Origin of the sequence: Caulobacter segnis (genome assembly GCF_031454995.1) — a bacterium.
Classification (GTDB): Bacteria; Pseudomonadota; Alphaproteobacteria; order Caulobacterales; family Caulobacteraceae; genus Caulobacter; species Caulobacter segnis_E.
In genome coordinates, this window is record NZ_JAVDRV010000007.1 from 1 (window position 1) to 13,666 (window position 13,666).

The following is a 13,666-nucleotide window of genomic DNA, read 5'->3' on the forward strand; positions in this document are numbered from 1 at the left end:
TCTCCGCCAGCTCCAGCCGTCTGCGCCTGCTCCTGCAAAAACCCGCCAACCTCGACGAACCCGCCCTCGCCAACGCCGGCGCCAGAGGATGTGTCACCCTCCACGGCGGCGTCACGCACCTGATCATCGGAACAGACGCGGAGCGCGTGGCCAAGGTTCTTCGCCGCGCTATCGGCGCGCCGGGCGCCTAGACCCCTAGACGGGCCACGGCCGAACTGGCGTCGAGACGATCACGCCCGAACGTTCGGTCGCGCTGGGCGCTGTCAGTTTTGAAGGGGAGTGGCGGAGAGGGTGGGATTCGAACCCACGGTGCCCTTCCAGGCACGCCGCATTTCGAGTGCGGTACATTCGACCACTCTGCCACCTCTCCACAGGTGTAATTTCGGGAGCTTTTGGGGGTCCCGAGGTCGAGGGCGCGATAACTAGCGGCGTCGTCGTCGGGAAGCAACCCCCTCTCTCCGGCTTTTTTCGCCTCAGACTTTTGGTCGCAAAACCATCTGGGTGCAGCGGAAAAGGGCGATGGTCTTGCCGGTCGTTTCATGGCTCACGACGGCGTCCCAGACCTGGGTGTTGCGGCCGCCATGGACCAGCTTGGCCTCCACCGACACGCCGCCTTCGCGGGCCGTACCGAGGAAGTTCGACTTCAGCTCGATGGTCGTGAAGCTGGTTCCGCCTTCCGGCAGGGAGGTCATGCAACCATAGCCACAGGCCGAGTCCGCCAGGGCGATGACGCTGGCGGCGTGCAGGAAGCCATTGGGCGCCATGTGGCGCTTGTCGACGTCGAACCGGCCCTTCACATGGCCGTGCGTCGCCTCCAGCCATTGAAGGCCCAGAAGGTCGGGCAGGCTGCCCGCCTGGGCGGCGGTCAGGGCGGCGCTGAAATCCTCGGCCATGGGCGAACTCCGCGAAGGTCTCGAAAACCTATGCGGCCGCGGCTGGATTCAAGTCAATTGCGAAAGAAAACTTATGGCTAGAGCTTGGCCAGGTCGACCGGGGCGAAGCGGCCCCCCGAGCCAAGATCTGGTGGAAGGCGCCCCGCCCGGACGGCCACCCGCAAGGCCGGACCCGCCACCGCGGACTCCGGCAGCAGGGCGTCCGCGGTGGTGCGCATGGCGATGAAGTTCAGCCGGTCGACGGTGTCGTTCAGCTGGATGTTCGAGGCCTTTTCCTGGGCCACCGTCGACTCGCAAGGCAGGGCGGCGCAGACGCCCGGCATCACGCGGGTCTGGGGCGGAAGGCTGAGAATCTTGCGGGCGTCGTCGAAGGTCTTGCCGGCGTCGGCGCCGGGCGCGTCGCAACGGCCGGAACCTTCCGAGGGGGCCAGCAGCACATCGCCCGTGAAGATCGCGTCCGCGACGCGGTAGGCGACCGCGCCCGGCAGACGGCTTTCGAGCGCCAGGGCGGTGATCTTGAGGCCGCCCATGGGCAGGGACTCGCCATGCTTGGCCAGCTTGTCGAAGTCCCAGCCCTCGAGGTCGACGCCCTCCTCGCCGAGCGCCGGCGCCAGGCGTTTGAGGCTCTCGACGACGCGCGCGCCGATGCAGATCGAGGCCCCAGTCTCATATTTCACGTGGCCCGCGGCCGACAGGTGGCCGGTATGCACGCTGGTCTCGAGAATCCAGGTCGGGCCGAGGTCGCGCGCCCGGATGTCGGCGATGATCTTGTCGACGAATCCGGTGTCGACCGCTTCGGTTTCGGGATCGAAATCCAGCACGGGATCGACAATGGCGCAGAGGAATGTCGCGGGGTCGATGATGAGGTAGGTCACCGTCCCTGTCGCGGGATGGCGATAAGCGATGATTTCCGGCTGCATTCCGTAAGCCCTAGCCCCGAGGCGGTCACTTTGACCGCCAAGCCGTTAAACATCAGCGAACGGCAACCCTTGAAAAAACGTATCCGAGACGACGGAAGCGCTTCCGAGAACCGATAAATACTGTTCATCGAGATAATAGAACCCAAATTGGGTCTTAGCGCGACGACGCGTCGCAGGGGCGGGCGCCGTCCCGCATGCTCTCGACCCAGAGCGGTTCGACATAGCGGCCGCCGGCGCGGAAACCCGGGGCGCAGCCTTCGGGCGTGTCGTCGGCCTTGCCCGAGCGTCCGGTCATCACCGACAGGGCGATCGACTGTTGCGAGCCGCCATGCAGGCGGCCGTAGCCGTATCCGCCATAGCCGTATCCGCCGTAGCCATAGCCGCCGCCATAATAGGGATCGGCGTAGAAGCCGCCGTGCTTGCCAAAGTCGGTCTTGGAGACGGCGACGCCGACCGTCGTGCTCTCGCCGACCGGGAACAGCCCGGAAGCATAGACGCTGCGATAGCCGCCGGTGCCGACCGAGACGCCCATGGACCCGTGGACCTTGCGCTTGCCGTCCTCGTCGCGGTCGGCGGGCAGCAGACCGCGCGGGCCGTCGTCATAGCGAGGGGCGGGGGTCTCGGCGAGGAAGGCGGCGATCTGTTCCTGGGTCGTCAGCGGGCGCGCGGGCGCGGGCGTGGGGACGGCCGCCGGCGCGGCCTGGGCGGCCGCCTTCAGCGCCTCGGGCGTGGGCTTGGCTTGAGCCGTGGCGATCACCTCGTCGTCGCCGATCGGCGCGGCGAAGGCGGGCGCGGCGGCGGAAAGGCTGACGGCGAGGGCCGCGATAAGACGCCGCATGACGAAGCTCCGGAATGACGCGCTACCACGTTAGAGCGCCAAGCCAGCGCAATTAGGGCGCTTTTGTTGCGGCGACGCAAGCTCGGCCCGGTCCGGGCCTGGAGCGTCAGAGCGCTTCGAGGGCTTTCTGGAGCGCCGCCATTTCCGAGGGGAGCGGTGTTTCGAAGCGCAGGGTCTCTCCGGTGATCGGATGAACGAACCCCAGGACCGCCGCATGTAGCGCCTGGCGCTTCAAGCCCGCCGCTTGGATCGCCTCGCGCACGGCGGTCGCCGGTTGTCCCGCGCCATAGACGGGATCGCCCAGGCACGGGCTGCCCTTGCTGGCCATATGGACGCGGATTTGATGCGTGCGGCCAGTCTCGAGCCGGCAAGCGACGCGGGCGGCCAAGGGCTTGTCCCGAGGTCCGAAGGCGGCTTCGACGCGATAGTGGGTGATCGCTTCTCGCCCCCCCGAGCGCAGCACCGCCATTTTCTTGCGATCGCCGGGCGAGCGGCCCAGCCGCGTGGTGATCGTCCCGGAGGGCGGCGAGGGCGCCCCGCGGGTGAGCGCTATATAGAGCCGGTCGATGTCGTGGGTGGAGAACAGGGCTGACAGTCCCTTGTGCGCCGCGTCGCTCTTGGCGGCGACCATGACGCCGGACGTGTCCTTGTCGAGGCGATGGACGATACCGGGCCGGGCGACGCCGCCGACGCCCGACAGGCTGTCGCCGCAGTGGTGCAGCAGGGCGTTGACCAGGGTGCCCGTCAGGCTTCCAGGCGCGGGGTGGGCCGCCATGCCGGCCGCCTTGTCGACCACGATCAGGTGCTCGTCCTCGTAAAGGACGACGAGCGGGATGGCCTCGGGTTCCGGATCGGCGGGGATCGGGGGCGGCACGAGCAGGGCATAGGTCCCGGCCCTGGCCTTGCGCGACGCGTCGGCGACGGGCTGGCCGTCCATCGACAGGCGCCCTCCGGCGATCAGCGCCTGAAGCCGCGCGCGCGACAGGTCCGGAAGCAGCGCCGCCAGCGCCTTGTCCAATCGCTGGCCGACAAGATCCGGCGGCAGCACGGCCGTGAGGACCTCGCCGCCCTCGTCGGATGCGTCGTCGTCGAGAACGTCGTCGTCCACCCTGTCTTCCGCGCGCGTCACCTGGGTTTCATCGCTCCTTCATATGTCCGTCGCACCAACGACACGCGCCATGCCTACGGGCCAGATCGAGTTTCGCATTCAGGGGGATAGTCGATGAGCGCCTTCCGCACCACCACGCTGTTGACCGCCAGCCTTTTGGCGCTGGTCGCCGCCGCGCCGGCCTTCGCCGCCGACGCGCCCGCGGCCTCGGCGGCCGATGATCAGGACACCCGCCTGGGCGAGGTCGTCATCACCGCTCAGAAGCGCGCCCAGGACCCGGTCGAGGTGCCGGTCGCGGTGACCGCCTATTCCGGCAAGTTCCTCGAGGCCATCGGCGTCAAGGCGTTCGACGAGCTGTCGGCCTTCACCCCGGGCTTCCTGGTTCAGAACCAGTCGAACAACAACTCCGGCTTCGTGATGCGCGGCATCACCTCCGACTCCGGTTCGGCCACCGACGAGACGCGGGTGTCGATCTATCAGGACGGCGTGCCGATCTCGCGCTCGCGAGGCTCGTACGTCGAGCTGTTCGACATGGAGCGGGTCGAGGTCGCCAAGGGCCCGCAATCGACCCTGTTCGGGCGCGGCGCTCTGATCGGCGCGGTGAACCTGGTGCAGAATAAAGCCAACCCCGCCAAGAACGACTGGCTGCTGAGGGCCGAGGGCGGCACCGGCGGCTATTTCGTCGGCGAGGGCATGGTCAACTTCGCGTTCGGTGACGGCAGCGCGCTGCGGATCGCCGCCCGCGCCCGCCAGAACGACGGATATGTCGACGACGCGGCCGGCGGCGACGCCTACAACTCGACAAACACCAAGGCCGTGCGCATGGCCTACCACCTGGAGCCGGGTCCGCTGACGCTGGACCTGATCGGCAACTACCAGGAAGACTCCACGAGCGGGACCTCGTTCAAGAGCCACACCTTCAACCCGACCAATCCGGTTACGGGCCAAGCCTTGGGCGATACCGGCGTCTCGTCGGCCGCCACCCTGGCCCCGGGCGCGGGTTTCGAGGGCGGCGCGCCGCTGGGCTTGGAGCGCAAGGTCTACGGCGTCACGGCGCTGGCCGAGTACAAGATCAGCGACAGCCTGACGCTTTCGTCGATCACCGCCAGCCGCGCCTTCCACTCGGTCGAGGTGTTCGATCCGGACGGTTCGTCCTTGCCCATCCTGACCTTCGCCGAGGACGCGCAAGGCCGTCAGCAGAGCCAGGAGCTGCGCCTGCGCTATGACGCCGGCGGCCGGTTCTCGGGCTTCGTCGGCGCCAACTACTTCCACGAGACCGGCTCGTGGCGGATTCCTGGACAGTATGACGAACGTCTCGTGCTGGCCCTGCTGGCCGGCAACACGCCGCTGGGCATCAGCCGGCCGAACCCGCAGCCGCAGGCCGTGCTGACCAACCCCGCCTATCTGGCGCAGGTGCTGCAGCTGGGGTTTGGCATCCCGTCGTCGATCGCGCCGGGCATCGTCTCGAACCTGAAGCCGATCCATCGCGAGGAATTCGCCAACTACGGCGAGAACACCGCCTATGACGTCTATGCCGACGGCACGTTCAAGCTGACCGACAAGCTCGAGATCACCGCCGGCATTCGCTACACCAGCGAAGACCGTTGGGCGGCCTATCGCTCGAACGTCCAGAACGGCCGCTCGATCCTGGGCATCCTGTTGGCCGCGCCGACGGCGACCAATCTGTTCCTGGCCGCCCAGCCCAACGCGGTGAACAATCCGCTTCTGCCGACCGTGGGGCTGATCGCCCAGCCAACGGCGAACAACGGCGACACCTTCTCCAAGTCGATCGACGACAACGGCCTTACCTGGCGTCTGGTCGGCCGTTACGCCCCGGCCGACAACCTCAGCCTCTACGCGTCCTACGCCCGGGGCCGTCGTCCCGACGTGATCTCGTCGAGCGCGCCGTCGACGCCGCTGGGCGCGGCCCGTTTCAACGTGGTCGACTCCGAGGTGGTCGACAGCTACGAGGCCGGCGCCAAGGGCAAGATCCTGGACGGGCGCCTGTACCTGTCGGGCGCGGTCTTCCGCTACGACTACGACAACTTCGCCACCAGCTTCCGCCAGGGCGCGCAGGTCGTGACCCTGAACGCCGGCAAGGCCAAGGCCTACGGCTTCGAGGGCGAGGCCCGCCTGCAGGCCGGCGACTACTGGACGCTGTTCGGGACCTACGCCTACAACCACGCCCGCCTGGAGAGCGGCCTGCGCGAGGGCAATCGCTTCCGCCTGTCGCCCGACCAGACCTTCTCGGTCGGCGCCGCGTTCAGCCGCGAGGCCCTGGGCGGCAAGGTCACCTTCACCCCGACCTACACCTGGCGTTCGAAGATGTTCTTCGACGACGACAACGACCGTAGCGACCTGCAGTCGTCGGGCCTGTTCCCCGACACCAAGGTTGACGAGTTCCAGAAGGCCTATGGCCTGCTGAACGTCCGCGTGGGCTTCGGCGCGGTCGACGACCGCTGGAAGGTCGAGGCCTTCGTCGAGAACCTGGGCGATGTCAGCTACCTGAAGGACGCGGGCAACACGGGCGACAGCTTCGGCATCCCGACCTTCATCGCCGGCAAGCCGCGCTTCATGGGCGTGGGCGTCACGTTCCGTCACTAGAAAGCGCTATCGCCCCTCTCCGCGGAAGCGGGGAGGGGCGATAGCGGCTGCTCGACAGCATCCTCTTTCCGTTGTCTCGTTCCGTATCTGGGGGAGAGCGCATCATGACCATCGACCGCCGCAAGGTGTTGGGCCTTCTTGGCCTCTCCGGCGCCGCCGCCGGCGAGGCCGCCGCCGCCACCGTCAAGGGCCTGCACGAGGGGCCTGTCCGCTTCGAGCACGGCGTCGCCTCGGGCGATCCGCTCCAGGACCGCGTGATCTTGTGGACGCGGGTGACCGCGCCGGACGCCAAGCTGCCGGTGGGCGTGCGTTGGGACGTGGCGACCGATCCGGATTTCAAGACGATCGTCCGCCAGGGTCACGCCACCACTGACGCCGCCCGCGACCACACGGTCAAGATCGACGTCACGGGGCTGAAGCCGGGGACGGCGTACCACTACCGGTTCCGCGCCAGCCGCGCGGGCGAGGCGGTGGGCGAGGCGGTGGTCGGGCGCACGCGCACCCTGCCGACCGGGGCGGTCAAGGACGTCGTCCTGGCGGTGACCTCGTGCAGCCTCTATCCGAACGGATATTTCAACGCCTACGACGCGATCGCCAAGCTGGCCCGCGTCGACGCGGTCCTGCACCTGGGCGACTACATCTACGAGTACGGCGCCGCTCCGGGCGACTACGGCATGAACTCGCCGACGGCCAAGGGGCGCAGCCCGCTGCCGCCGCACGAGATCGTCACCCTGGCCGACTACCGCCAGCGCCACGCCCAGTACAAGACCGACCCGATGCTACAGGCGGCCCACGCCCGCGCGCCGTGGATCGTCGTCTGGGACGACCACGAGACCGCCAACGACAGCTGGATCGGCGGGGCCGAGAACCATCAGCCCAACGAGGGGGACTGGGCCACGCGCAAGGCCGCGGCGCTCAAGGCCTATTACGAGTGGATGCCGATCCGCGAGGTCGCCTCCGGGGCCCTGCCCGAGGCCGCTTGGCGCGGCTTCCAGTTCGGCGACGTGGCCACGCTGTTGATGACCGAGACCCGACTGACGGGGCGCACGGCGGCGCTGGACTACGGGACCGACATGCCGATCGTCGACGGCAAGCCCGATGTCGCGGCCTTCGTGGCCAAGTGGAAGGATCCGTCGCGCCGGATGATGGGCGTGGATCAGGAGCGGTGGTTGGCCGGTCAGGTCCAGGCCTCGGTCAAGGCGGGCACGGCCTGGCAGGTGCTGGGCAATCAGGTCGTCATGGCCCGCGTCGCCACGCCCAACCTGAAGACCACGATGGGAGACGAGAAGTTCGCCGCCCTGTTCGCCCAGCTGCCCGACTACGCCAAGGAGCCCGTGGCCCGGGCGGTGGCGATGTCGGCCTATGACATCCCGTCGAACCTGGACGCCTGGGACGGCTATCCGGCCGATCGCCAGCGGGTCTACGACATCTTCACCGCCGCCAAGGCCCGGCCGATCGTGCTGGCTGGCGACAGTCACATGTTCTGGGTCAACGAGCTGTGGAACGACGCGGGCGACAAGCGCGTGGCGGCCGAGTTCGGCGCGACCTCGATCACCTCGCCGGGCTATGGCGACATCCTGCCCGGCGCCCCGATCGGCGAGGCCTTCGTCCAGCGCAACAAGGAAGTCCGCTACAGCCACGGCAGCGCCAAGGGTTTCGTTCTGCTGACCCTGGAGCACGGCAAGGCGACCGGCGAGCTGATGACGGTCTCGACGATCCTGGATCCGAAGTACGAGACCAGCGTGCTGAAACGCTTCGTCGTGACCCCGGCGACGGACGGCGGGGTCGAGGCGCTGAAGGAGGGGTAGGGCTTCTTGTTCTTCCTCCCCCATTGGGGGAGGGGGACCGGCGAACGCCGGTGGAGGGGCCCTGTGCGATGGTGACCTCACCACCGCTTCGCGGACCCCCTCCGTCTCGCCGCGTATTCGCGGCGATCCACCTCCCCCTAATGGGGAGGAGAGATGTTCCTCACCGCCGCTCCAGCGCCAGCCTCAGGCCGAACGCCACGAAGACGCAGCCGGTCACCCGGTCGAGCCACCGCACCACGACCGGGACGCGCAGCAGGCCGGCGATCGGCACGGTCGCGGCGATCAGGGCGGCGAACCACAGCAGGCCCTCGGCGACGTGGATCGACGTCAGCAGCAGGCCAAAGCGCGCCGGGTCGACGCCCGGCGGCATGAACTGGGGCAGGAACGAGACGTAGAAGACCCCGACCTTCGGATTGAGCAGGTTGGTCAGCAGGCCCCGGCGCAAGGCGGTGAGCGGGCCGGCGTCGACGGGCCTCATCTCGCCGGGCTCGAACCGGTCGCGGGGTTTCAGGATCATGCGGATCCCGGTCCAGGCCAGATAGGCCGCGCCGATCCATTTCAGCGCGGTGTAGGCCATCTCCGAAGCGGTGAGCAGCGCGCCGACGCCGAAGGACGCCGCCGCGCCCCAGATCAGGCAGCCGAGACCGATCCCGATCGCCGCGCCGGCCGCGCGACGGGGCCCCTCGGCGGCCGCCGTGCGGATGACGAGCGCGGTGTCCAATCCCGGCGTCAGGGTCAGAAGGCCCGCCGCCAGGGCGAAGGCGACGAGGGCCTCAGTCGTGGTCATGCAAGGGCGCGTCCCGCTCGACCAGCTTGCCGTCCTCCAGAACGCGGTAGAAACACGAGCGGAAGCCGACGTGGCAGGCGCCGCCGTCGCCGCGCGGACGCACCTTCAGCAGCACCGCGTCCTGGTCGCAGTCGACCCGAAGCTCGACGACGTCCTGCAGTTGGCCGCTGGTCTCGCCCTTCTTCCAGAGTTCGTTGCGCGACCGGCTGAAATAGTGGGCGATGCGGGTTTCGACCGTCAGCTTCAGCGCCTCGTCGTTCATCCAGGCCAGCATCAGGATCTCGCCGGTGTCGGCATGCTGCGCCACCGCCACGACCAGGCCGTCGGCGTTGAAGCGCGGCGAAAGCTCGGCTCCGCGCTCCAGGGCGTGCTTGTCGGGGGCGGTCGGGAAGAGGGGCGTGCTCATGGGCCGACATATGGCGCAGGAGCCGGGTGCGCGCTAGCGTCCCGGCGCTCGCGGGGAGTCGGATGAACCTGAAGGATCGCATCAAGGGCGGGGTGGCGGCGCTGGACGTCTGGGCCAGGCCCTGGGCGCGGCGTTCGCGCTGGCGCGGCTACGCCTACGAGTTCCTGCTGTTCGGGCTGAAGCAGGCCTGGGCGTGCCTGTTCGGCGGCCTGATGCTGGCCCTGCTGGTCGGGACCAAGCTCTTCTGGCCCGAACACGCGCCACTGGCTCGCTACGACTTTCTGGTCGTCGCCTCGGTCGCCATCCAGGCCCTGCTGCTGGCGCTGAAGCTGGAGCGCTGGGACGAGGCGCTGGTCATCTTCATCTTCCACGTCGTCGGCACGGTCATGGAGCTGTTCAAGACCGCCCATGGCTCGTGGATCTATCCCGAGCCCAGTCTGCTGCGTATCGGCGGCGTGCCGCTGTTCACCGGCTTCATGTACGCCTGCGTGGGCAGCTACATCGCCCGCATCTGGCGGCTTTTCGACGTGACCTTCGTGCGCTACCCGCCGCTTTGGACCACCCACGTCCTGGCGGTGCTGATCTATGCGAACTTCTTCACCCACCACTACGTGACCGACATCCGCCTGGGCCTGTTCGCCCTGTCGGCGCTGCTGTTCGGCAGGACCTGGTTCCTGTTCACGCCCGACGAGACGCCGCGGCGTATGCCGATGCTGATGGGCGCGCTCCTGGTGTCGCTGTTCATCTGGTTCGCCGAGAACCTCGGCACCTTCGCCGGAGCCTGGATCTATCCCAGCCAGGCGGCGGGCTGGCGCATGGTGCCGATCGAGAAGATGGGCGCCTGGTACCTACTGATGCTGATCAGCTTTGTCTTGGTGACCCTGGTCCACCGCCCGGTGGAGGCCCGCGTCGCGGGTATCCGCGAGGGGGCTCGGGCGGCGGCTTAGGGGCTTCAAATCCTCTCCCCGTGGGAGAGGTGTCGGCAAAGCCGACGGAGAGGGAAGCGGCAAGCTCGGCAGAGCTTCCCCCTCCGGTCGCTTCGCGACCACCTCCCCCGCTAGGGGGAGGATTTCCGACGCCTCTACTTCCGCGTCACCAGATCCATGAACCGCTGCTGCAGGACCTTGTCGGTCTTGAACACGCCGCGGAACTGGGTGGTGATGGTCGAGACGTCGTGGTGGTGGACGCCGCGGGTGCTCATGCACTGGTGCTCGGCGTCGATCAGCACGGCCACGCCGGCGGCCGAGAGGTGATCCTCGATGGCGTCGGCGATCTGCATGGTCATGGTCTCCTGGGTCTGGAGACGCTTGGCGAAGATCTCGACCAGGCGCGCCAGCTTGGACAGGCCCACGACCTTGCCGGTCGGCATGTAGGCGACCCAGGCCTTGCCCAGGAACGGCGCCATGTGGTGCTCGCAGTGGCTCTGCACGTCGATGCCGCGCAGCATGACCATGTCGTCATAGCCCTGCACGTCCTCGAAGGTGCGCGACAGCTCCTTGGCCGGATCGCCCTGGTAGCCGGCGAACCATTCCTCGAATGCGTCGACCACGCGCTTGGGCGTATCGATCAGGCCCTCGCGTTCCGGATTGTCGCCGGCCCAGGCCAGGAGGGTCCGGACGGCGGCCATGGCTTCCTCGCGGGAGGGGCGCTCGGCGGGTTCAAGATCAAGATCGCTGCCGATCAGGGTTCGCTCGCGGGCTAGGGCGTCCATGTCAGGAGGGTTCTTTCCACGGGCTGAGTTGCGCCAGGACGCCGGTCGTCCTGGAATGACGCGTGCCACCCGTTTCACAGCTACGGTCGAAGCGTCACGACGGACGTATCGTTGGGCGTGGCCCAATCCGTATCCGAAGGATATATGGAGCCGGCTCCGTCCCGGAGCAACCTCTCCTTACGTCACAGCACTGCGACCCGATGACCCTGAAGATCCACGACACCCTGGCGCGCGAGAAGCGCGACTTCGTCCCCGCCGATCCCAAGCGGGTGACGATGTATGTCTGCGGACCCACGGTCTACAACCACGCCCACATCGGCAACTTCCGGCCGGTGGTGGTGTTCGACGTGCTGTATCGCGTGCTGCGCCACCTCTATGGCGAGGACGCGGTGGTCTACGCCCGCAACGTCACGGACGTGGACGACAAGATCAACAAGAAGGCCGCCGACGAGGGCGTGCCGATCAGCGTGATCACCGAGCGGTACCTCGCGGCCTATCACCAGGACGCCGACGCCTTGGGCGCCCTGCGGCCGGACCTCGAGCCCAAGGCGACCGAACACATCGACGCCATCCTTGAGATGATCGGCCAGCTGGTCGACAACGGCAGCGCCTACGCCGCCGAGGGCCACGTGCTGTTCGACACCCAGAGCTTCGCCGACTACGGCCAGCTGTCGGGCCGGCCGCTGGACGAGATGATCGCCGGCGCCCGCGTCGAGGTCGCCCCCTACAAGCGCCACCCGGCCGACTTCGTGCTGTGGAAGCCTTCCAAGGAAAACGAGCCCGAGTGGGAAAGCCCCTGGGGCGCGGGCCGTCCGGGCTGGCACATCGAATGCTCGGCCATGATCGACAAGGCGCTGGGCAAGACGATCGACATCCACGCCGGCGGTATCGACCTGACCTTTCCGCACCACGAGAACGAGGTCGCCCAGAGCCGCTGCGCCCACAAGACGTCGGTGCTGGCCAACTACTGGATGCACAACGGCTTCCTCGACATGGGCGGGGAGAAGATGTCCAAGAGCCTGGGCAACGTGATCATCCCGCACGAGCTCTTGAAGACGGTTCCGGGCGAGGTGATCCGCTGGGCGCTGCTGTCGGCCCACTACCGCCAGCCGCTGGATTGGACGCCGGAGCTGCTGGAGCAGAGCAAGAAGTCGCTGGACCGCCTGTACGGCGCCCTGCGCCGCGCCAAGGACGTGCCGATGGACCAGGCCATGGAGGCCCCGGCCGAAGTGATCGCAGCCCTGATGGACGACCTGAACACGCCGCTGGCGACCTCGGCCTTCTTCGAGGTGTCGAGCCTGATCGAGAAGGCCGTGACGGCCGGCGACACCGTCGCCATCGCCGCCAACAAGGCCCGTCTGCTGGAGGCCGGCGCGCTGCTGGGCTTCCTCCAGGCCGATCCGGACAGCTGGTTCGAGGGCGACGCCTCCGACGAGCTGAAGGCCAAGGTCGAGGACCTGTTGGCGCAACGCGTCGCCGCGCGGGCCGCCAAGGACTGGACCGCCGCCGACGCGATCCGCGCCGAGCTGGACGCCCTGGGCGTCGTGGTCATGGACGGCCCGTCGGGCGCGACCTGGCGGATGAAGGACTAGGGCTTAGGTATCGGGTCATGCAGCGCGCCGTCGAACACCGCATCGGGGTCCAGGCCCCCGCCGAGATCGTCTGGGAAGTCGTCTCCGAGTTCGAGACCTGGGCCCACTGGAACCCCCTCTATCGCCGCGCCGAGGGGCAGATGAAGATCGGCACCGCCTTGGTGCTGGAGCAGCATCTGCCCGGCGAGGCGCCGCGCGTCATCCAGCCGATCGTCCAGGACTGGGTGCCCTACGAGCAGCTGCACTGGCGCTCGACCCGCGTGGGCGGGCTCGTCACGGCGATTCGCTATCTTGAGATCGAGAACATGGGTCCGGCCAACGCGACCTTCTCGAACGGCGAGCTGTTCATGGGCATGCTGGTGCGCCTGGTCAGCCGCGAGGAGCGCCGCAAGCTGAAAGCCGCCTTCACGACGATGGGCGAAGCCGTCCGCGACCGCGCCGAGGCCCTCTGGTCCGAGCGCGGCGGCGCCCCCATCTAAGCCGTGCGATGATCGACGACCTTTACAGCGCCAAGATCCTGACGCTCGTGGCCAATATGCCGCGCGCCGGGCGCTTGCCCGCGCCCGACGCCAGCAGCGAGAAGATCGCCAAGCTGTGCGGCAGCAAGATCACGGTCGACGTGAAGGTCGAGGACGGCAAGGTCGTCGACTTCGCTCAAGACGTGAGCGCCTGCGCGCTGGGTCAAGCGGCCGCCGCGATCCTGGGCCAGAACGTCATCGGGGCCGATCTTTCGGACATCGAGTTGGCGCGCGACTCGCTTGCGGCTATGCTGAAGGCGAACGGTTCGCCTCCCGCGGGCCGATTTGCGGAGCTCGCCGTGCTAGAGCCGGTCAAGGACTATCCCGCTCGTCACGCCTCGACGCTTTTGGCGTTCGAGGCGACGGTCGAGGCTGTCCGACAGGCCACATCGGGCGCCGAAACGCGAACTAGCACCGCCGGCGCGGCTTGATCGCCCCGACGAGGGGGTTAGTACTCTCTTGGACTAACAGTCGCGCGCCG

General features: G+C 68.0%; 13 protein-coding genes, 1 tRNA gene and 1 pseudogene. 7 read left to right on the plus strand and 8 right to left on the minus strand.

Features of this window, described 5'->3' with window-relative positions; genetic code table 11:
• Positions 1-191, plus strand: a pseudogene (locus J2728_RS18805) (hypothetical protein); the annotation flags it as partial.
• A gap of 89 nt (positions 192-280) precedes the next feature.
• On the opposite strand, the gene J2728_RS18810 reads toward J2728_RS18805, so the two are convergent.
• The 5 genes from J2728_RS18810 to J2728_RS18830 form a co-directional block, all read right to left on the minus strand.
• Positions 281-370: transfer RNA gene (locus J2728_RS18810), tRNA-Ser, on the minus strand.
• Between the two features lie 103 nt (positions 371-473).
• Entirely contained in the window at positions 474-893 is a 420-nt protein-coding gene (locus tag J2728_RS18815) for a PaaI family thioesterase (RefSeq protein WP_310001613.1), read from the minus strand.
• A 77-nt stretch (positions 894-970) separates the two neighbouring features.
• The gene (locus J2728_RS18820; protein WP_310001615.1) at positions 971-1,813 is read right to left on the minus strand and encodes an MBL fold metallo-hydrolase; all 843 of its coding nucleotides are present in this window, start codon (positions 1,811-1,813) and stop codon (positions 971-973) included.
• 154 nt (positions 1,814-1,967) lie between these two features.
• Positions 1,968-2,651, minus strand: coding sequence for a hypothetical protein (locus tag J2728_RS18825; RefSeq protein WP_310001617.1), 684 nt, complete (start codon positions 2,649-2,651; stop codon positions 1,968-1,970).
• Between the two features lie 106 nt (positions 2,652-2,757).
• Entirely contained in the window at positions 2,758-3,780 is a 1,023-nt protein-coding gene (locus J2728_RS18830) for an RluA family pseudouridine synthase (protein ID WP_310001619.1), read from the minus strand.
• Positions 3,781-3,873: 93 nt separating this feature from the next.
• Here J2728_RS18830 and J2728_RS18835 point away from each other — a divergent pair, with 93 nt between their 5' ends.
• Together J2728_RS18835 and J2728_RS18840 are read left to right on the plus strand one after the other, a co-directional pair.
• The gene (locus tag J2728_RS18835; RefSeq protein ID WP_310001620.1) at positions 3,874-6,363 is read left to right on the plus strand and encodes a TonB-dependent receptor; all 2,490 of its coding nucleotides are present in this window, start codon (positions 3,874-3,876) and stop codon (positions 6,361-6,363) included.
• A 104-nt stretch (positions 6,364-6,467) separates the two neighbouring features.
• The gene (locus J2728_RS18840; RefSeq protein ID WP_310001621.1) at positions 6,468-8,171 is read left to right on the plus strand and encodes an alkaline phosphatase D family protein; all 1,704 of its coding nucleotides are present in this window, start codon (positions 6,468-6,470) and stop codon (positions 8,169-8,171) included.
• 160 nt (positions 8,172-8,331) lie between these two features.
• Here J2728_RS18840 and J2728_RS18845 read toward each other — a convergent pair whose 3' ends face one another.
• Together J2728_RS18845 and hisI are read right to left on the minus strand one after the other, a co-directional pair.
• A complete protein-coding gene (locus J2728_RS18845; RefSeq protein WP_310001623.1) occupies positions 8,332-8,958 on the minus strand; it encodes a LysE family translocator in 627 nt (208 codons plus the stop codon).
• Positions 8,945-9,364: a phosphoribosyl-AMP cyclohydrolase gene (hisI, locus tag J2728_RS18850; RefSeq protein WP_310001625.1), complete on the minus strand. Its 420-nt coding sequence runs from the start codon at positions 9,362-9,364 to the stop codon at positions 8,945-8,947. The genes J2728_RS18845 and hisI overlap by 14 nt, the downstream gene beginning before the upstream one ends.
• A gap of 62 nt (positions 9,365-9,426) precedes the next feature.
• Here hisI and J2728_RS18855 point away from each other — a divergent pair, with 62 nt between their 5' ends.
• A complete protein-coding gene (locus tag J2728_RS18855; RefSeq protein WP_310001627.1) occupies positions 9,427-10,311 on the plus strand; it encodes a DUF817 domain-containing protein in 885 nt (294 codons plus the stop codon).
• 134 nt (positions 10,312-10,445) lie between these two features.
• On the opposite strand, the gene folE is transcribed toward J2728_RS18855, so the two are convergent.
• Positions 10,446-11,075 carry a GTP cyclohydrolase I FolE gene (gene folE / locus J2728_RS18860; RefSeq protein ID WP_310001630.1) on the minus strand — a complete coding sequence of 210 codons (630 nt, stop codon included), beginning with the start codon at positions 11,073-11,075 and terminating at the stop codon, positions 10,446-10,448.
• Positions 11,076-11,275: 200 nt separating this feature from the next.
• On the opposite strand from folE, the gene cysS reads away from it, so the two are divergent.
• The 3 genes from cysS to J2728_RS18875 are packed head-to-tail and all read left to right on the plus strand — an operon-like array spanning position 11,276 to position 13,616.
• Positions 11,276-12,667 (plus strand): cysteine--tRNA ligase, encoded by a 1,392-nt coding sequence (gene cysS, locus J2728_RS18865; protein ID WP_310001632.1) that lies wholly within the window; start codon positions 11,276-11,278, stop codon positions 12,665-12,667.
• A gap of 17 nt (positions 12,668-12,684) precedes the next feature.
• A complete protein-coding gene (locus J2728_RS18870; RefSeq protein ID WP_310001634.1) occupies positions 12,685-13,146 on the plus strand; it encodes an SRPBCC family protein in 462 nt (153 codons plus the stop codon).
• Between the two features lie 8 nt (positions 13,147-13,154).
• Complete coding sequence (locus J2728_RS18875) at positions 13,155-13,616, plus strand: iron-sulfur cluster assembly scaffold protein (RefSeq protein WP_310001636.1); 462 nt, start codon at positions 13,155-13,157, stop codon at positions 13,614-13,616.
• The last annotated feature ends 50 nt before the right edge of the window (positions 13,617-13,666 follow it).

Coding starts and splice junctions, on each gene's coding strand:
- J2728_RS18815 (WP_310001613.1), bottom strand. CDS start 893: ATGGCCGAGGATTTCAGCGCCGCCCTGACCGCCGCCCAGGCGGGCAGC.
- J2728_RS18820 (WP_310001615.1), bottom strand. CDS start 1,813: ATGCAGCCGGAAATCATCGCTTATCGCCATCCCGCGACAGGGACGGTG.
- J2728_RS18825 (WP_310001617.1), bottom strand. CDS start 2,651: ATGCGGCGTCTTATCGCGGCCCTCGCCGTCAGCCTTTCCGCCGCCGCG.
- J2728_RS18835 (WP_310001620.1), top strand. CDS start 3,874: ATGAGCGCCTTCCGCACCACCACGCTGTTGACCGCCAGCCTTTTGGCG.
- J2728_RS18840 (WP_310001621.1), top strand. CDS start 6,468: ATGACCATCGACCGCCGCAAGGTGTTGGGCCTTCTTGGCCTCTCCGGC.
- J2728_RS18845 (WP_310001623.1), bottom strand. CDS start 8,958: ATGACCACGACTGAGGCCCTCGTCGCCTTCGCCCTGGCGGCGGGCCTT.
- hisI (WP_310001625.1), bottom strand. CDS start 9,364: ATGAGCACGCCCCTCTTCCCGACCGCCCCCGACAAGCACGCCCTGGAG.
- J2728_RS18855 (WP_310001627.1), top strand. CDS start 9,427: ATGAACCTGAAGGATCGCATCAAGGGCGGGGTGGCGGCGCTGGACGTC.
- folE (WP_310001630.1), bottom strand. CDS start 11,075: ATGGACGCCCTAGCCCGCGAGCGAACCCTGATCGGCAGCGATCTTGAT.
- cysS (WP_310001632.1), top strand. CDS start 11,276: ATGACCCTGAAGATCCACGACACCCTGGCGCGCGAGAAGCGCGACTTC.
- J2728_RS18870 (WP_310001634.1), top strand. CDS start 12,685: ATGCAGCGCGCCGTCGAACACCGCATCGGGGTCCAGGCCCCCGCCGAG.
- J2728_RS18875 (WP_310001636.1), top strand. CDS start 13,155: ATGATCGACGACCTTTACAGCGCCAAGATCCTGACGCTCGTGGCCAAT.